Source organism: Pollutimonas sp. M17, from assembly GCF_025836975.1.
Taxonomy (GTDB): domain Bacteria; phylum Pseudomonadota; class Gammaproteobacteria; order Burkholderiales; family Burkholderiaceae_B.
The window spans coordinates 3276090-3294764 of sequence record NZ_CP107548.1 but is presented as its reverse complement, the minus strand read 5'-3'; the positions used below and the strand labels follow the sequence as shown (position 1 = coordinate 3294764).

Annotated in this window: 16 protein-coding genes; 13 read left to right on the top strand and 3 right to left on the bottom strand. The window is 63.2% G+C overall.

From position 1 onward, the window contains the following. Positions 1-50 precede the first annotated feature (50 nt). The 6 genes from araD to OEG81_RS15495 all read left to right on the top strand — a co-directional run bounded on the left by araD (position 51) and on the right by OEG81_RS15495 (position 7151). Positions 51-1784: an L-arabinonate dehydratase gene (gene araD, locus OEG81_RS15520; protein WP_264130182.1), complete on the top strand. Its 1734-nt coding sequence runs from the start codon at positions 51-53 to the stop codon at positions 1782-1784. Positions 1785-1820: 36 nt separating this feature from the next. After that, entirely contained in the window at positions 1821-2786 is a 966-nt protein-coding gene (locus tag OEG81_RS15515) for a C-terminal binding protein (protein ID WP_264130181.1), read from the top strand. A gap of 28 nt (positions 2787-2814) precedes the next feature. Continuing rightward, the gene (locus tag OEG81_RS15510) at positions 2815-3903 is read left to right on the top strand and encodes an ABC transporter ATP-binding protein (protein WP_264130180.1); all 1089 of its coding nucleotides are present in this window, start codon (positions 2815-2817) and stop codon (positions 3901-3903) included. Between the two features lie 65 nt (positions 3904-3968). Then, entirely contained in the window at positions 3969-5282 is a 1314-nt protein-coding gene (locus OEG81_RS15505; protein ID WP_264130179.1) for an ABC transporter substrate-binding protein, read from the top strand. A gap of 94 nt (positions 5283-5376) precedes the next feature. Beyond that, the gene (locus tag OEG81_RS15500; protein ID WP_264130178.1) at positions 5377-6276 is read left to right on the top strand and encodes a carbohydrate ABC transporter permease; all 900 of its coding nucleotides are present in this window, start codon (positions 5377-5379) and stop codon (positions 6274-6276) included. After that, complete coding sequence (locus tag OEG81_RS15495; protein WP_264130177.1) at positions 6273-7151, top strand: carbohydrate ABC transporter permease; 879 nt, start codon at positions 6273-6275, stop codon at positions 7149-7151. The genes OEG81_RS15500 and OEG81_RS15495 overlap by 4 nt, the downstream gene beginning before the upstream one ends. A gap of 58 nt (positions 7152-7209) precedes the next feature. On the opposite strand, the gene OEG81_RS15490 is transcribed toward OEG81_RS15495, so the two are convergent. Further along, positions 7210-7923, bottom strand: coding sequence for a DUF2238 domain-containing protein (locus OEG81_RS15490; RefSeq protein WP_264130176.1), 714 nt, complete (start codon positions 7921-7923; stop codon positions 7210-7212). Positions 7924-7933: 10 nt separating this feature from the next. Beyond that, entirely contained in the window at positions 7934-9142 is a 1209-nt protein-coding gene (locus OEG81_RS15485) for an MFS transporter (protein WP_264130175.1), read from the bottom strand. 164 nt (positions 9143-9306) lie between these two features. Between OEG81_RS15485 and OEG81_RS15480 the strand changes: the two genes are divergently transcribed. The 6 genes from OEG81_RS15480 (at position 9307) to OEG81_RS15455 (ending at position 15020) form a co-directional block, all read left to right on the top strand. Then, positions 9307-9732 (top strand): hypothetical protein, encoded by a 426-nt coding sequence (locus OEG81_RS15480; protein WP_264130174.1) that lies wholly within the window; start codon positions 9307-9309, stop codon positions 9730-9732. A 103-nt stretch (positions 9733-9835) separates the two neighbouring features. After that, positions 9836-10513 (top strand): response regulator, encoded by a 678-nt coding sequence (locus tag OEG81_RS15475; protein WP_264130173.1) that lies wholly within the window; start codon positions 9836-9838, stop codon positions 10511-10513. Beyond that, entirely contained in the window at positions 10506-11972 is a 1467-nt protein-coding gene (locus OEG81_RS15470) for a sensor histidine kinase (protein ID WP_264130172.1), read from the top strand. The genes OEG81_RS15475 and OEG81_RS15470 overlap by 8 nt, the downstream gene beginning before the upstream one ends. An 88-nt stretch (positions 11973-12060) precedes the next feature. Then, positions 12061-13062, top strand: a complete 1002-nt coding sequence (locus OEG81_RS15465; RefSeq protein ID WP_264130171.1) for a Bug family tripartite tricarboxylate transporter substrate binding protein — start codon at positions 12061-12063, stop codon at positions 13060-13062. Positions 13063-13065: 3 nt separating this feature from the next. Continuing rightward, on the top strand, positions 13066-13503 hold the full coding sequence (locus OEG81_RS15460) for a tripartite tricarboxylate transporter TctB family protein (protein WP_264130170.1): 438 nt from the start codon (positions 13066-13068) through the stop codon (positions 13501-13503). Next, positions 13500-15020, top strand: a complete 1521-nt coding sequence (locus OEG81_RS15455) for a tripartite tricarboxylate transporter permease (RefSeq protein ID WP_264130169.1) — start codon at positions 13500-13502, stop codon at positions 15018-15020. The genes OEG81_RS15460 and OEG81_RS15455 overlap by 4 nt, the downstream gene beginning before the upstream one ends. Before the next feature lie 59 nt (positions 15021-15079). On the opposite strand, the gene OEG81_RS15450 is transcribed toward OEG81_RS15455, so the two are convergent. Continuing rightward, positions 15080-16465: a CoA transferase gene (locus OEG81_RS15450; RefSeq protein WP_264130168.1), complete on the bottom strand. Its 1386-nt coding sequence runs from the start codon at positions 16463-16465 to the stop codon at positions 15080-15082. 504 nt (positions 16466-16969) lie between these two features. On the opposite strand from OEG81_RS15450, the gene OEG81_RS15445 reads away from it, so the two are divergent. Next, positions 16970-18673: a sodium:solute symporter family protein gene (locus OEG81_RS15445; RefSeq protein WP_264130167.1), complete on the top strand. Its 1704-nt coding sequence runs from the start codon at positions 16970-16972 to the stop codon at positions 18671-18673. Positions 18674-18675: the final 2 nt, after the last annotated feature.

Here is an 18675-nt window from a genome sequence, read left to right as displayed (position 1 = left end):
CGGCCCGCAGAGATAGCGGTATCTGATGACTTGCTCGAAAAAAAGGGGACATGGTCTTGAGCAATAAAGAACGTCCAACACGCCGCAGCCAGGCTTGGTTCGGCCGCCAGGATCGCGATGGCTTCATCTACCGCTCCTGGATGAAGAATCGCGGCATTCCTCACGATCAGTTCGATGGCCGGCCGGTCATCGGCATCTGCAATACCTATTCCGAGCTGACGCCGTGCAACTCGCATTTCCGGACGCTGGCCGAACAGGTCAAGATCGGCGTCTGGGAGGCCGGCGGCTTTCCGCTGGAATTTCCCGTCATGTCGCTGGGCGAAACCTTGCTGCGGCCCACCGCCATGCTGTTTCGCAACCTGGCCAGCATGGACGTCGAAGAGTCCATACGCGGCAATCCGCTGGACGGCATCGTGCTGCTCATGGGCTGCGACAAGACCACGCCGTCGCTGCTCATGGGGGCTTCGTCCTGCGATCTTCCCACCATAGGGGTGTCGGGCGGGCCCATGCTCAGCGGCAAGTATCGGGGCGGCGAGCTGGGCTCGGGCACCGATGTCTGGAAGATGTCCGAAGACGTGCGCGCCGGCAACATGAGCCAGGAAGAATTCTTCGAAGCCGAAAGCTGCATGCATCGCTCTCATGGCCACTGCATGACCATGGGCACGGCCTCGACCATGGCCAGCATGGTCGAGGCGCTGGGCATGAGCCTGCCTGGCAATGCGGCCATTCCGGCCGTCGACGCGCGCCGCAATGTGCTGGCGCGCGCTTCCGGCCGCCGCATTGTCCAGATGGTCAAGGACGACCTGATCATGTCGCGCATCCTGACGCGCGCGGCTTTCGAGAACGCCATACGGGTCAATGCCGCCATAGGCGGCTCCACCAATGCGGTCATCCATCTTCTGGCCATCGCGGGCCGCATCGGTGTCGACCTGACCCTGGACGACTGGGACAAGCTGGGCCATGGCCTGCCCTGTCTGGTTGATCTGCAGCCCTCCGGCAAACATCTGATGGAAGACTTCTATTACGCGGGGGGGCTGCCGGCGGTCATCCGCGAGCTCGAGTCCGTCATAGACCGCAGTGCGCTGACGGTCAACGGCAACACCCTCTGGGACAACTGCAAGGACGCGCCCAACTGGAACCGCGAAGTCATTCGGGCCTTCGACGATCCCTTCAAGCCCGATGCGGGTATCGCTATCCTGCGCGGCAACCTGTGTCCGGACGGCGCGGTGATCAAGCCTTCGGCGGCAACGCCGGCCTTGCTCAAGCATACAGGCCGGGCGGTGGTCTTCGAAAACAGCGATCACATGCACCAGCGCCTGGACGACGAGAACCTGGATGTCGACGAGAACTGCATCCTGGTCCTGAAGAATTGCGGCCCCAAGGGCTATCCGGGCATGGCCGAGGCGGGCAATATGCCCCTGCCGCCCAAGGTGCTGCGCAAGGGCATCACCGATATGGTGCGCATTTCCGACGCCCGCATGAGCGGCACCGCCTACGGCTCGGTGGTGCTGCATGTGGCGCCCGAAGCCGCCGCCGGCGGGCCTCTGGCTTTGGTCCAGGACGGCGACATGATCGAACTCGACGTTCCCGCCCGCACGCTGCACTTGCTGGTATCCGACGCCGAACTCGAACGCCGGCGCGCCGCATGGAGCCCGCCGCCCGCTCCGATGCACCGCGGCTGGGTCAAGCTGTATGTGGACCATGTGCAGCAGGCGGACAAGGGCGCCGACCTGGACTTCCTGGTCGGCAAGAGCGGCGCCGGCATTCCCAAGGACAGCCATTAGGGTCTGCCAAGGGGCCTTGAGCTCAAGGAAGCGCGCATGAAGGTACTCATTACCGATTACGATTTTCCCGACCTGGAACTCGAACAGTCGCTGTACGGCGCGGCGGGCATCGAGCTGGTCGTGGCGCAATGCCGCAGCGAGGCCGACGTCATCGACGCCTCGGCCGGATGCCAGGGCCTGCTGGTCCAGTATGCGCCGGTCAATAAAAAGGTATTTACGGCCCGGCCGGATATCCGTATAGTCAGTCGCTACGGCGCCGGCTACGATACTGTCGATGTGGCCGACGCCCGCGAACACGGCGTATGGGTCGGCAATTCGCCCGATTACGGCGTGGGCGAAGTGGCCACACATGCCTTCGCCATGATGCTGTCGTTGCTGCGGCACATTGCCTTCTACGATCGCGACGTCAAGGCCGGCACGTGGCACTTCACCTCATCGGGCGTCATGCGCCGCGTATCCGACATGACCCTGGGCATACTGGGCCTGGGCCGTATCGGCAAACGCATGGCGCATATTGCGGGGCCCAGTTTCAAGCGCGTCATTGCCTGCGATCCCTACATCATCGACGGCGATTTCCCGGCCTATGTCGAGCGGGTGACGCTGCAAGAGCTTTTTTCGGGCAGTGACGCCCTGACGCTGCATGTGCCGCTTACGGCTGAAACCCGGGGCATCGTCGGCCGCGATCTGCTGGGCTTGATGAAGCCGGGTAGCGTGCTGGTCAACACGTCCCGGGGGCCGGTGGTCGACACGGACGCCTTGCTCGATGCGCTCGACCGGGGTGTGCTGGACTCGGCGGGGCTCGACGTGCTGCCTGTCGAGCCGCCCGACACGGGTTCGCGCATCGTCCAGCATCCCAGGGTGCTGCTATCGCCTCATGCGGCCTTCTATTCCCAGACCGCCGAGCGTGAATTAAGGCGCAAGGCGGCGCAGAACCTGATCGACTGGGCCAGAACGGGCAGGCCCACCTATGTTGTTGCAGAAGGAAGGAACAGTCATCCGTAAGTAGCACAAACACAGAAAGGAACGAGGCATGGCATCAGTGCAGATACGGGCAATACAGAAGTATTTCGGCGGCACGCAGGTCATACGGGGCGTTGACATCGACATCGAGGACGGCCAGTTCGCGGTGCTCGTCGGCCCCTCCGGTTGCGGAAAATCCACCCTGTTGCGCATGCTCGCGGGCCTGGAGCAGATCACCGAAGGCGAGATCCTGATCAATGGCCGCGTCGTGAACGACGTGCCGCCCAAAGAGCGCGATATTGCCATGGTGTTCCAGAACTACGCCCTGTACCCGCACATGACCGTGTTCGACAACATGGCGTTCTCGCTCATGCTGGCCAAGATCGATAAGGCAACCGTACGCCAGCGCGTCGACCGCGCATCCGAAATCCTGGGCCTGGGCGCGCTATTGCAGCGCTATCCCCGCCAGTTGTCCGGTGGCCAGCGCCAGCGTGTGGCCATGGGCCGGGCCATCGTGCGCGACCCGCAGGTCTTCCTGTTCGACGAGCCCTTGTCCAACCTGGATGCCAAGCTGCGCGTGCAGATGCGGGCCGAGATCAAGGCGCTGCACCAGCGCTTGCGCACCACATCGGTCTACGTCACCCACGACCAGATCGAAGCCATGACCATGGCCGACCAGATCCTGGTCATGCGCGACGGCATCGTCGAACAGCGGGGCCGGCCCCTCGATCTCTACGATCGCCCCGAGAACCTGTTCGTCGCGGGCTTCATCGGCTCGCCGGCCATGAACCTCATTCCCGGCGTGCTGCGCCGTGACCCGGGCGGCGCCCAGGTGGAATTTTCCGACGGCACCCGGCTGCCGGCACCGCGCCGCAACGGCTCCGTGGCCGGCGAAGACGGACAGAGCGTGATTTACGGTGTGCGGCCCGAACACCTTTCCATCGATACCTCGGGCCAGGGCATGAAAACCGAAGTCGGCGTGGTAGAGCCGACGGGCGCCAATACGGAAGTCTATTCCCGCTTCTGCAACACGGATCTGATTTCCATCTTTCGCGAACGGCACGATTTTTCCGCCGGCGACAGCCTGCGGCTCATGCCCGATCACGAGCGTACGCATCTGTTCGATGCCGGAACCGGCAAGGCGCTCATCAGCAGTTGAAGTAGGTAACCGAAGTGTAGGCCGCTTTATACGGAACCTTGTTCCATCAACCAAGGAGTGGAGACATGACAAAACTTACAAGACGCGATTTTCTGGTGTCTACGGCATCGGTCGCGGCGGCGTCGGCAATGGGCGGCAGCGCCCATGCAGCAACCGACACCCTCAATATCCAGCCGGAAAAAGACGCCAAGCTGCGCGTGCTGCGATGGAAGCGCTTCGTGCAGGGCGACGAAGAGCTCTGGATGGCCAATACCAAGAAGTTCACCGAGAAAACCGGCATCGAGGTTCGTGTGGACAACGAAGGCTGGGAAGATGTCCGCCCCAAGGCCGCGGTCGCGGCCAGCGTGGGCAGCGGTCCGGATATCGTCATAGGCTGGTTCGACGATCCGCATCAGTATCCCGACAAACTGGTCGACCTGACCGACCTGGCCAATTACCTGGACAAGAAATACGGCGGCTGGTACGACGTGTGCAAGCGCTATGGCATGCGCGGCGACCGCTGGATCGCCATCACGCTGGGCGTGGTGGGCAATGCGCTGTGCTACCGCGAAAGCCAGGTCAAGGCGGCGGGGTTCGATGGGGTGCCCAAGGATACGGCCGGTTTCCTCAAGCTATGCCAGGCTCTCAAGGCCAAGGACACGCCTTGCGGCTTCGCCCTGGGCAAGGCGGTGGGCGACGGCAACAACTGGGCGCACTGGCTGCTGTGGTCGCACGGCGGCATGATGGTCGACACCAAGGGCAATGTGGTGATCGATTCGCCCGAGACCTGGGCGGCGCTGGAGTACGCCAAGGAGCTCTACAAGACTTTTGTGCCGGGCACGCTGTCATGGCAGGACCCATCCAATAACAAGGCCTTCCTTGACGGGCAGGTCAGCATGACCGCCAACGGCATCTCGGTCTATTACTCCGCCAAGAATTCCCAGGATCCCAAGATGAAGGCCATGGCGGACGACATTCAGCACGCCCACCTGCCCATCGGCCCCATCGGCAAGCCGACGGAACTGATGCAGATCACCCAGATGATGCTGTTCAAGCATTCCAAGTACCCCAATGCGGCCAAGGCCTACATGCAGTTCATGATGGAAGCCGACCAGTACAACCCCTGGATGGAAGCGGCCATCGGCTACGTCAGCCAGCCGCTGAAAGCCTACGAGGCCAACCCGATATGGACGGTCGATCCCAAGCACACGGTGTACCGCGACGCGGCCGCGCTCATGCTGGACAACGGCCATGCGGGTCCTTTGGGCACGGCTTCTGCGGCCGTGATGGCCGATTATGTGGTGCTGGACATGATCGCCAACGCCGCCAGCGGAGCCAAGACACCCAAAGAGGCGGCGGCGCAGGCGGCGGAACGGGCCAAGCGCTACTACAAGACCTAAGGGCATCTCGCCCGGCTGGTCGGGCGGTTCGGCCATCCTGCCTGCTTCGGCGATGCCGGGGCGGGCGGGATAGGCCTTCAATCCGGGAAAGAACATGCTTTCACGCGCACTGAACAACAGCAATGTCCTGGGGCTTGTCTTCATGCTGCCCCTGGTCATTATCCTGGTGCTGTTCCTGACCTACCCCTTGGGGCTGGGAATCTGGCTGGGTTTCACCGATGCCAAGATAGGGCGGGCCGGCGAATGGATAGGCTTGGGCAATTATGCCTACCTGATAGGCGATTCGGTCAGCCAACTGGCCTTGTTCAATACCATTTTCTATACGGTGATCGCCAGTATCCTGAAGTTCGCGCTGGGCCTGTGGCTGGCGCTGCTGCTGAACAAGAACCTGCCTTTCAAGGCCTTCTTCAGGTCCATCGTGCTGCTGCCCTGGATCGTGCCCACGGCCTTGTCGGCGCTGGCCTTCTGGTGGATATACGACGCGCAGTTCTCCATCATCAGCTGGACTCTCGTCAAGCTGGGCCTGATCGACACCTACATCAATTTCCTGGGCGATCCCTGGATGGCCCGCTTTTCCACCATTTTCGCCAATGTCTGGCGCGGCATCCCGTTCGTGGCCATTACGCTGCTGGCCGGCCTGCAGACCATTTCGCCGGCACTGTACGAAGCCGCTTCCATCGACGGCGTCACGCCCTGGCAGCAGTTCCGCTACGTGACCCTGCCCTTGCTGACGCCCATCATTGCGGTGGTCATGACCTTCTCGGTGCTGTTCACGTTCACCGACTTCCAGCTGATCTACGTGTTGACGCGCGGCGGCCCCCTGAATGCCACCCACCTGATGACGACCCTGTCCTTCCAGCGCGCCATACCGGGTGGATCGCTGGGCGAAGGCGCCGCGCTGGCCATCATGATGATCCCCTTCCTGCTGGCGGCCATCATGTTTTCCTACTTCGGGCTGCAGCGCCGGGCCTGGCAACGCGGGGACGACAAATGAGAAAAAGCAAGACACAGGACATCGACCAGCAAGGCATGGATTACCTGCAATCCCTGCCGCGCCGATGGGTCACCATCTATATTCCACTGGGCATTTTCGTTTTCGTGCTGCTTTTCCCGTTCTACTGGATGGCCATGACGGCGTTCAAGCCCAACGAAGAGATGCTGAGCAGCGTCAATCCCTTCTGGGTCTTCGCGCCCACACTCAGCCATTTCAAGCACCTGCTGTTCGACACGCCTTTTCCGAGCTGGCTATGGAACACCGTCATCGTGTCCACCGCCGCCACCATTATTTCGCTGGCGGCCAGCGTGTTCGCGGCCTATGCCATCGAGCGTTTGCGCTTCAAGGGTTCCAAGCAGATCGGCCTGAGCATATTCTTCGCCTACCTCATCCCGCCGTCCATCCTGTTCATCCCCCTGGCCGCCATCGTGTTCCAGCTGGGGCTGTTCGATACCCGCATGGCGCTCATCCTGACCTATCCGACCTTCCTCATTCCGTTCTGCACCTGGCTGCTCATGGGCTATTTCCGGTCCATACCCTACGAGCTGGAAGAGTGCGCGCTGATCGACGGGGCCACCCGCTGGCAGATACTGGTCAAGATCATCCTGCCGCTGGCTGTGCCGGGGCTGATCTCGGCCGGCATTTTTGCATTCACCTTGTCCTGGAACGAGTTCATCTACGCCCTGACCTTCATCTCATCGTCCGAAATAAAGACCGTGCCGGTGGGCATCGTCACCGAACTGGTCGAGGGGGACGTCTATCATTGGGGCGCGCTGATGGCGGGGGCGCTGCTGGGTTCGCTGCCGGTGGCGATCGTCTATTCCTTCTTCGTCGAGTACTACGTCTCGGGCATGACCGGCGCTGTAAAGGAATAGGGAATAGCGGGCGGCCCGAGGCAGGCGCCGTCCGGCCAAAGGGCGGCGCGCCTGCCGTCTAGCGGCTGGAATCGGGCTTTTTCATGGCGCTCGACCATTCCCAGGCCAGGTCGCGCCTTAGCCGCGCATTGATCGCGGCGGCGGCCAGCATGGCGATCAAGGCGCCCAGCGCGGCCAGTCCCATGTCCTTGTGCGCATCCCAGATGTCGCCCTGGGTGCCCAGATACTGCATGCCCAGGTTGCCGCCGAACAGCATGGCCGCTCCCCATTCGATCAGTTCGTACAGCGCCGACGTGCTCAGGGTGAAGTCCAGCGGCAGGAAGTAGGCCCAGAATCCCCGCACCTCGACAATGCGCAGGAAAAATTCGCGTATGGGATAGGCCAGCAGCAACCCATAGGAAAAATGCACCAGCCGGTCGTAGTGATTGCGTTCCCACCCGAACACGCTGTTCAAGGTGTGGCCGGTCAGAGCCTGCCACCACCTGTCGTACGGGACCTCGGAGTACGTATAGTGGGAACCCACGGTATGCAGAGCCAGGAACAGCAGGATCAGCAGCAGCGAGGCATTGGAAAACCGGAACAGCCGCCGTATGAACCAGAGCAGCGCGAACAGGCCCGCGACCAGCATGTTTTCCAGCAGCCAGGCAGGGCGGTCCACGGGCTCGATCGCCAGCGCCAGCCACAACAGGAAGTAGGCCGCGGCGGCCAGCTTCACCGCGTTGCGGCCCGCGGGGCCGCGCTTCGCCAAGGCTTCGATATGCTGCACACTCATCCATATGCTCCTAAGGCAGGATATTCCTGGCCAGCCAGGCCAGAAGGGCCAGCGCAAGCACGGCCAGCGCGCTGAAAATGATAACAGCGGGCGCCAGCCCCCAATGGTCGGCCAGCCGGCCAACGGCAATGACGGGGATGGACGCGCCGATGTAGGCAATGGAAAAGTAGGTGGCCATGTTGGCGCTGCGCCGGCTTTCGTCCGCGTTCTGCCCGGCGATCAGCGTGCTGGCCATGAAACACAGGCCCTGCCCGGCGCCGGCCATGATCATCGTGATCAGGAAAGCCCATGCGCTGCCCGTCCAGATGCCCAGGCAAAGGGCAAGCAGGCAGCCTGCCAGGGTCAGCAGCCCCAGGACGAGGCCCTTCGCGGCGGCGATATTGCGTTGCCAAAGCTGCGTGGCCGCCGACGCCGTCGAAAGGATGAGGAAGGCGATGCCCGGCACAGCCGGACCCTTCCAGGGCAGCAGGTTGTACAGAAAGGACGGCACCAGGGATGCCAGCAGGCTGCCCGCCGCGAATTGCGTAAAGGCGGCGGCTCCGGCCAACAGGAAGGCGGCGCGCGTCGCCTTGCCCGGCAGCGCCAGCTTGGGGGTGATGGACAGGCGGGCTCGCGCCCCGGCGCGCGGTGCAAAGGTATGGCGCGACCGCCACGTGAGCCAAAGATTGCAAAGCGCCAGCGCGGCCACGACGAAATAAGGCAGCCGCAAGGGCGCCACACCCGTTTGCGCCAGCAGGCCGCTCAGCAAGGGGCCCAGGCCGACGCCCACGGCGATCGACGCGGAGGTCGCCACCGAAGCGACGCGGCGATCTTTTCCAGGATGTGTGTCCGCCAGCGCGAAAGCGCCGGCCGTTGTCAATAAGCCATTGGCGAGCCCTATGACGCCCCGCGCAAAGAGTAAGGCGTTGATACCTGATGCTACGCCCGAAAGCAGCAGGCCCAGCGTCATGAGGACCAGGGAAGTGCAAACCACTGTGTATCGGCTCAGTGTATCGGAGAGCCGGCCCAGGCAGAGCAGCGCCGTCAGCACGCCGGCCATGTACAGGGAGTAGATATAGGTCAGTTCGCTGGGCTGCAGCCGCCAGTCCGCTTGATAGATGGGGTAGAGCGGCGAGGGCAGGGAACTGGTCGCGAAGCCCATGGTCAGGGCGAAGGCGACAGCCATGAAGCCGCCCCAGCGATTCAGGAACGGGGTAAGCCTCGAGGCGGCGGCGTGCATTTGAATTATTTGCTTAATATCGTTGTAGCAAGCGGTAATTTGATACGGGCGCTTACAGGCCGGCCATATGGCCGATGGTATAAAAAAAGCCAGAGCAGGCGCTGCGGAGGCTCGAAATGACTTGTTCAGAGCTTTCCTTGAGCCTGGAACGACAAGGACTATCCATGACCCGTAATTTAACAGCAATAGCAGGCGTGATGATGTGTATCGGACTGGCGGCTTGCTCGACGCCCAAAGATGCCCGCGAGCTCTCGCAGAAAACGGTGGAATACGGCTGCGGACCGGGCTCGAACCAGGCGCTCAGCGTGCAATACACATTCCAGGGCGAGGAAGCGCTGGCCGCCAAGGTCATATACCAGAATCAGGCCGTGGACCTGACGCGCGCCACCACCAGCAATGCGGACATGGTAGGCAATACCTTCCGCGGCAACGGGTACACCTGGACGACGGACAAATTCACCCGCGAGAACGCCGGCGAGGCGGAAGGCAGGATGCTGACCCAGGATGCGCAGCAGACCCTGGGCAGCACGACGTCGTCGGTGGGCAACGTGCTGGTCAAGGATTGCAGGCCGCAAGCGGTTTCTTCCTGACCCGGCAGGCGCGGGCCATCGTACCGCGCGGTGTAGCATCGTGCAGCCGTCCACGCTTACAGGATAAACTTTCATATCCTGTAAGCGTGGACGGCTGTCATCTATGCGCATACTCCTTGTGGAAGACGAAAGCGAGCTGGCCCACTGGCTGACGCGCAGCCTGGCGCGGCACGGCGGCTTCATCGCCGATTGGGCCGACGATGCCGAACTGGCCGAGCGCCGGCTTGCGTTGGAAGAGTTCGATGCCATCATCCTGGATCTGGGCCTGCCCGGCATGGACGGGCACACCTTCCTGGCCCGCCTTCGGGCGCGCGACGACCGTACGCCGGTATTGGTGCTGACGGCGCGCGATTCGCTGGCCGAGCGCATCGACACCCTGCACGAAGGCGCGGACGATTTCCTGCGCAAGCCCTTTGTCATCGAAGAACTGGAAGCCCGGCTGGTGGCGCTGATCCGGCGCAGCCGGGGGCGTGAGCATCCACGGCTGGCGCTGGGGGAGCTCAGCCTGGACACTGCGGCGCAGCGCTTCACCGTGGCGGGCCAGCCCCTGGCGTTGTCGCCGCGCGAGTTCGCCGTGTTGAAGGTGCTGATACAACGCAGCGGCGAGCCCATATCGAAGCAACAGATACTGGACCGCATCGCCTCCGACGACCGCGAAATCAACCTGGAAGCGGTCGAGGTGCTGGTGCATCGCCTGCGCAAGAAGCTCGTCAATACAGGAACGCAAATCGAGACTTTGCGCGGCATGGGCTACTGCCTGGAAGCTGCGGCCCATGCTTAGGCTCAAGTCGCTTGCCGGCCGCGAACCGGGACTCAAATCCATATTGCTATGGTGGCTGGTGCCCGCATTGGTTGTTTTCATGATGACGGCCTTGTGGCTGTCCAATCACATGCTCCGCTCTCAGATCAATCTTGCCTACGACCGCTCGCTGGCCGGCGCCTTGCGGTCCATCGATCACCAGATTTCGACCGCGAGCGGCGGGCTGTCGATCGAGCTGCCCTATCTGATGCTGGAATTCTTCGAACTGACGGCCAACGAAAACGTGTACTACCGGGTCATGACCGAGGACGGCCTGGCCGACATCGGCAACCAGCAACTGCCTTTGCCGGAGCGTCCGCTCATCTCGGGGGTGCCCCAGTACTACAACGCCGATTACCTGGGCGAAACCGTGCGCATCGCCGCTCTGGCGCGGGCCATGGATCCGCCGCTGTACAACGACCGCGGAGGGCGGGTCGTCGTGCTGGTCGGCGAAGACGTCGATACGCGCGAGGCCTTCATCCAGTCCATGCTGCTGCGCTCCATCGGCCGCGACCTGGTGACCGTGGCCCTGGTGATATTGATCGTCGTGTTCGGCGTGCTCTTTGCCGTGCGTCCCTTGTCGCGCCTGCGACAGGAAGTCGAAGGGCGCCATCATGACGACCTGCGCCCCATCGAGGCGCGGGACATTCCCGCCGAGGTCCAGCCCCTGGTCACCGCCATCAATCTGCATATGGAGCGCTATGCGCAGCAGGCCCGCGTGCAAAGCCAGTTCCTGGATGACGCCTCGCATCAATTGCGCACGCCTTTGACGGTCTTGCGCGCGCAATTGGGTTATGCCTTGCGCGAGTCGGATCCGAAAGAGGTCCGTTCGGCTCTGGTGGCCATGGGCGAAGGCCTGGACAGGGCGGTGCGCACGGCCAACCAGATGCTTACGCTGGCCCGGGCGCGGGACAATGGCTTCCTTGAAATGGGTGAAGACCTGGAGCGGGTCGACCTGTTGCAACTGGCGCGCGGCATACTGAAGGACGTCTACCCCATCGCCCGCGCAAAGCGCCTGGACCTGGGCCTGGAAGGCGGGGATGCGCCCGTGTACACCTGGGGCCTGGAATGGCAGATACGGGAAGCCATCGTCAATCTGGTCGACAATGCCTTGCGCTATACGCCGCCGGACGGCGTCATCACCGTGGCGGTATCCATGGACGAGGGCAAGGCGACCGTCGCCGTCGAGGACAACGGCGTCGGGATGTCGCAGCCCGACATCGATCGCGCGGGCGTGCGTTTCCGCCGGGGCAAGGCGGGCAAGAACACCGCCGGAGCCGGCCTGGGCCTGGCGATCGTGCAGGCCATCATGCAGCGCCATCGCGGGCATTTCCATCTGGAATCCTTGCCTCGGGGCTGCCGTGCAACATTGGTGTTTACCCTTGATTCGCTCCCGGACGAGGCCGCCGCAAGCGCTAATTCCAGAATTGAAAGCCTTTAGAAAGGAAAGCTTTCGTACGCTTGCCCCTGATTCGTAATGGAAGGGCCGCATAGAGGTCCCGCCTATATTTTCTAATCAGGAGACTGGAATGAACAAACTTTGGATCTGTAAGCAGCTTGCGGGCTTGCTGGTGGGCGTGGGAGCGCTGGCCGCGGTATCGGGCGTGGCGTCCGCCGAGGAGCCGCGCCGGCCGGAATGCATCGCGCCGGCGCAGCCCGGCGGCGGGTTCGACCTGACCTGCCGCCTGGCGCAGGAAGGCTTGAAGGCCGCGGGCCAGCTGAAGGCGCCCATGCGCATCATCTATATGCCGGGCGGCATCGGCGCCGTTGCCTACAACCACGTGGTGGCCCAGAAGCCCGACGACGGCGGCAGCATCATCGCCTTCTCCGGCGGTTCGCTGCTCAATCTGGCGCAGGGCAAGTTCGGCAAGTACAACGTCGACGACGTCCGCTGGCTGGCCGCCGTGGGCTCGGACTTCGGCGTGGCGGTGGTCCGCGACGATTCCCCCTATAAGAATCTGAAGGACCTGATGGCCGCATTCAAGGCCGACCCCAGCAAGATCGTGCTGGGCGCGGGCGGCACCGTGGGCAGCCAGGATTGGATGAAGGCCGCCCTGACGGCGAAGGCGGCGGGCGTCGATTACAAGAAAATGCGCTTCGTCGCATTCGAAGGCGGCGGCGAAGCCATCACGGCCTTGCGCGGCGGACACATCCAGGCTTATATGGGCGATGCGGCGGAAGCCTTCATCATGCTGGAAGGCGGCGCGCCCATACGCGTGCTGGCGGTCTTCAACAGCGAACGCCTGCCGGGCAAGTTGTCCAGCATCCCGACGGCCAAGGAGCAGGGTTTCGACATCGACTGGCCCATCATCCGCGGCTTCTACGTCGGCCCCAAGGTCTCCGACGCGGATTACGACTGGTGGGTGCAGGCGTTCAAGAATACGCAAGCCAGCCCCGAATTCGCCGAACTGCAGAAGAAGCAGGGCCTGTTCCCGTTCAACAAGAGCGGCGCCGAGCTCGATGCCTACGTCAAGGAGCGCGTCAAGGCCTACACCGAGCTGGCGAATTCCTTCGGCCTGATCAAGAAGTAAAGCATGAATGATCGGATACTAGGCATCGCCGCTCTGGTTTTCGCGGCGCTGATGGCTTGGTTCGGATGGGGCATACAGGCGCCGTTCTCCTACGAGCCCGTAGGCCCCCGCGCCTTCCCCATGCTGCTGGCGGGCATTATCGCCCTTTGCGGCGCGTGGCTGGCATTCCGGGGGCGCGGCAGGGCGGAACCCAATCCTCCGGGTGCGAACGGCCGCATCGCGCTGATGGTGGTCTATTGCTTCCTGTACGCTTTCTTCTTTGAGCCATTGGGGTTCATCATCGCCACCACGGCCATGACGATATTGGTGGGCCGCCTTTTCGGCGGTGCATGGACCAAGGTGGCCCTGGGTGGGGCTGTCATGAGCGTACTGTTTTTCCTTCTGTTCGATCGTGCGCTCGACGTCGTTCTCCCACTGGGCATTCTGGAGAATTTTCTATGAACGATATCCTGGCTCACTTGAGCATCGGCTTCGGGGTCGCCTTTTCATGGACCAATCTCCTGGTGGCGGCGCTGGGCTCGTTCTTCGGAACGCTGGTCGGGGTGCTGCCCGGGCTGGGCCCGATCAATGGCGTGGCCATGCTGATACCCATCGCCTTCGCCATGAACCTGCCGCCCGAGACCGCGCTGATTCTGCTGGCGGCCGTGTATGTGGGCGCCGAGTACGGCGGACGGATCACCTCCATTCTGATCAACGTGCCGGGCGAGGCCAGCGCCATCATGACCACGCTGGACGGCTATCCGCTGGCCCGCCAGGGGCTGGCCAATGTGGCGCTGTCGCTGTCGGCCTGGTCGGCCTTCTTCGGTTCCATCGTTTCGGTGGTCGGCATCATTGTGCTGGCGCCTTTGCTGGCCAAGTGGGCGCTGGCTTTCGGTCCGGCCGAATACTTCGTGCTGATGGTTTTCGCGTTCTGCTGCCTGACCAGCCTGCTGGGCAACCAGCCGGTCAAGGGCGTGCTGTCCGCGATGATAGGGCTGGCCATCGCCACCGTGGGCGTCGATGCCAACTCGGGTGTCTACCGCTACACCTTCGATTCGGTGCATCTGTTCGACGGCATTCAGTTCGTTGTGGTGGTCATCGCGCTGTTTGCGGTGTCCGAGCTGCTGGAGATGCTGGAAAAAGTCATGGCCGGCCACAAGGTCGAAGTGCAATCCAGCGGACGCAAGCTGTTCAACCTGAAGGAAGTGGCCTACACCTGGTGGAGCGTCGTGCGCAGCGCCTTCCTGGGCTTCGGCGTGGGCGTGCTGCCCGGCGCCGGCGCCAGCGTCGCGGCGGCGGTGGCCTACTCCAACGAAAAGCGCATTTGCGAAGAGAAGGATCCGGAGGCCAAGTTCGGGCGCGGCGACATGCGCGGGCTGGTGGCGCCGGAAGCGGCCGCCACCTCGTCGGCCATCGGTTCCTTCGTGCCCATGCTGACGCTGGGCGTGCCCGGTTCGGGCACGACGGCGGTCATGATGGGGGCGCTCACCCTGTACAACATCACGCCGGGGCCGGTGCTGTTCGACACCAAGCCTGAACTGGTCTGGGGCCTGATCGCCTCGCTGTTCATCGCCAACGTCATGCTGTTCATCATGAACGTGCCCATGGTGCGCGTGTTCTCCAAGGTGCTGTCCGTGCCGGGCTGGCTGATGGTGCCGGGCATCCTGGCTGTCAGCTATATCGGCGTCTATGCCATCAATGCGGGCAGCTTCGACCTGCTGATGGTGGCGGGCATAGGCGGGCTGGGCTACCTGATGCGCAAGGGCGGACTCCCCATGGCGCCGTTGGTGCTGGGTGTGGTGCTGGGCGACATGATGGAGCAGAATCTGCGGCGCGCCTTGTCCATAACCAATGGCGAGCTGCATGTGCTGTATGACAGCAACATCTCCAAAGGCTTATGGGTGGTGTCCATACTGATCGTCGTCACACCTCCGCTGCTGCGCTACCTGAAACGGCGCAAGAAGCAGGCCGCCGGCTGAGGCGCAAGGCCGGAAAACGTAAAGGGGCTGCCAGCTCATTGTCCGGCAGCCCCCTTTTTTCATGTCCAGCTTGCGGGGCTGCTGCCCAGCGCGCTGGCGGGATGATCCCAGCGCATTGCGGCGCCTTCGACTTCGCAAGGCGGCCTGAGACGATGCGCGGGCCCCCATTGCGTATGCTCCGGCTCCGGCATCCTGTCGTCCTGGCTTTCGGCGTCGAGCGGCGTCGACGTCGTCGCTGTCTGCGTCATCAGCAGTGCGGCGGTCCGGGCCAGGGACAGGCGTGTGCGCGACCCGCGGCCATTCCGGCGGCGGGCGGACAGGCCGTCCAGTACGGCGGCCGCCATCAAATAGCCCGTGGCCTGGTCCAGGGCCTGCACTGGCAGTGGCGCCGGCTGCGACGTGCCGTAATGCCTCATCCCGGCGTCGGCGATGCCGCAGCTCATCTGTACCAGACTGTCGAATCCGCGCCGCTTGCGCCATGGGCCCGTCCATCCATAGGCATCCAGGCACACATCCACCAGGCCGGGGCGCAGGCGCTGGCGCGCTGCGTCATCCAGACCCAATCGTTCCAGCGCATCGGCACGATAGCCATGCACCAGTACGTCGGCATTCACGAGCAATGATTCAAGACGGTCCAGCTGCCGCGGCTCGCGCAGGTCCAGTTGCGCGCATCGCTTTCCCAGCGTGACTTCGGGCACCATGCCGGGTTCGGCCCAGAAGGGCGGATCTATCCGAAGTACCTGCGCGCCGTAGCCTGCCAGGAAACGGGTGGATACCGGCCCGGCCAGTACGCGGGTCAGGTCCAGTACCCGTATGCCGGCAAGGGGGCGCTGTGGCCCGGCGGGAGCGTCCAACATCGGCCCGGCGTCGGCTTCGGAATACTGGAAAAGCGGCTCGGCGTGCAACGCCCGGCCTTGCGGATGCGCATCCCACGCCGCCTTGGTGCGCATGGCGGCCGCGCAGCCTCCGGCGGCCACGATGGCGTCTTCAAGCTCGAAGGCACTCCGCTGCGCTATCGCCTGCGCGACGTCCTTATGCGAGGAAGGACAGTCCAGCACGGCCAGCGCCGCGGCACGGTGCTGGGGCGCATTGGCATGCAGGCGGATCCATCCGTCGGCGGCCGCATAGTCGCCTGTGACCGGGTCCCGCACTGAGGGCAGCGGCCAGCCTTGGGGCCGTAGCGACGTTGCGAACCACATGGAAGCCAGGCGCCGGTCGACTGAAACCGCGGCTTGGGTGCCGAAGCGCACTTCCATGTAGCGGGCCAGCGCCAGCGCGGCCGTACCTATCGATGCGGCCGCGAACTCCGTGACTGGATAAGCCGACGGCAGGCTGCCGTGCCCCGTCAGGCGAGGCAAAGAGCAGGCGTGTTCAGGAAGGTATGCGGATGCGGCCGGCGGCCGCATGGCGAGCATGTATCCGGCAAAGATTGAAGACTGTGTCATAGGGCTGGCGCGTCCTCGAAAATCAGGTGCTTCATCATACTTCCAGCATGGCTCGGCGCAGCAAACCGTGCTGCGCTTGCCGCGGCTTTGGCAAGCAGTCTGGACTTGTCGGGCGCGCGGCACTACAATGCTAGACTTAGCGCTGCCTGAGAAGGAGTCCGCGCCGGAGGCTTCTGGCGGGGATTTCAGGCAGATATTTACAGGGAATTATTTTTCCCGTCACACGGTTGCCACGCGGCGGCCCGGCTGGAACCAGCCGAAACAATATGCCCGACCGGATTCGGTCGCGGAACAAACGTCGGCCCCATGGCCGGCATCGCAGCTCACAGGCGCTTGCAACCTTGCCGCTATCCGGCGTCTTGCCATTGCCTGTCGGTGCTGCAACAAGGCACCTGATTTGTGTCTTTCAACCAGTCTGCCCTGGAGCTCAGTCGTTCCCGGCGCGGGCGGGATTGACTGCGCGCGTCGATATCAGCGGCCATGCACATGAGGACTGTTTTACCGATGCAAGAAACTGATTTTTTTAAACTATCGACATCCACGGCGCTGATGCTGCTGGTGGGTTTCTACGGACTGACCTTTCTGCTTTCAATGCTCATAGGGAAGAAGAAGGAGAACGTCGACGGCTACATGGTGTCGAACAACGCCATTGGTTTCGGCCTCTCGGCCGCCAGCATGATCGCCACCTGGATATGGGCGGCATCGTTCTACGCCAGTGCGACATCGGGCTACCGCTACGGGCTTTCCGGCCCGCTGCACTACGGTTTGTGGGGCGCCTTGATGATCCTGTTCATCTATCCCTTCGGCCGGCGCTTCCGCAAGCTGGCGCCCAAGGCGCATACGCTGGCCGAGGTCATTCAGGCCCGCCACGGCACATCCAGCCAGCTCATCATGGCAGTGTCCAACCTCATCGGCAGCTGCATCAGCCTGATGGTCAACTTCACCGCGGCGGGCGCGCTGGTTTCCATACTGAGTCCGCTCAGCTTCATACAGGGAGTGCTTATCGCCGGCCTGGGCGTGCTGTCATACACCTTGTGGTCCGGTTTCCGCGCCTCGGTCATGACGGATTTCGCCCAATTGATCGCGATGATCCTGGCCGCGGTGGTGATCATTCCGCTGATCTTCTTCAATGCCGGCGGCACGGACATGCTGGCGGCGAACCTGGGAAACCTGAGCGAGCAGCAAGCGGACTTTTTCTCGACCAAAGCCATACTCGAGCAGGGCGCACCCTATTTCGTGGCCGTCCTGGCCTATGCGATCGGCAATCAGACCATCGCGCAGCGCCTGTTTGCCGTGCGTGAAGACCTGATCAAGTCCACGTTCCTGACGGCGACGCTCGGCTATGGCGCGGTGGTCATCGGCCTGGGCATGCTGGGCTTGCTGGCGCTGCTGGTCGGGCTGGAGCCCGCCGACGGCAACATGAACAACATCATTCCACAGATGGCCTCGACCTACCTGCCGCCATTCGGGATTGCGCTGTTCTTCATCCTGGTGGTGGGGTCGCTGTCATCGACCGCCGATTCCGACCTGTCCGCCCTGTCGGCCATTGTGATGACCGACGTCTACGGCAAGAACCTGGCGCGCGGCAAACCCTGCCCGAAGCGCATGCTGTGGCTGGGGCGCATCACCATGGTGGTCGCCACGATGCTGGGCGTGATATTCGCCAGCCTGCGGCTCGACATCCTTGTCATGCTGGTGTTCGTGGGCGCGCTGTGGGGAGCCATCGTCTTTCCCGTGATCGTCAGTTTCTACTGGAACCGGGTCAGCAACAAAGCCTTTACCTGGGCCGTCGTTTCCGCAGTCGCGCTGTTCACGACCGCGCGTTTCGAGCTCCTGCCGCTGGACGGCATCGTGGCGGTGTTCTTCGAGCTGTGCGCATCGCTGGGCTTGGGGGTGGTGATCGGCTTGATGGTCTTCGCCTTCTTCAACCGCCGTGTCGCGATCGCGATGGGCGTGGGCGCGGCCATCGTGTCCATGCCCTTCACCATCGGATTCCTGCGCGAGTATGTCGTGCTGCTCAGTTCGCTCACGGCCTATGGCGTGAGCGCGGCGGTGTGCGTCGCCATCAGCCTGCGCAGCAATGAACGTTTCGATTTCGACCTGCTGGCTGAACGAGTGACCTCGTTCCACCAGGATGACGAACCGGCCGCGGCCCAGCCCGGCCCCGTCTCAACCGGAGGCGGCCGCATCGCAGCCGCCCGTGCTTAAAG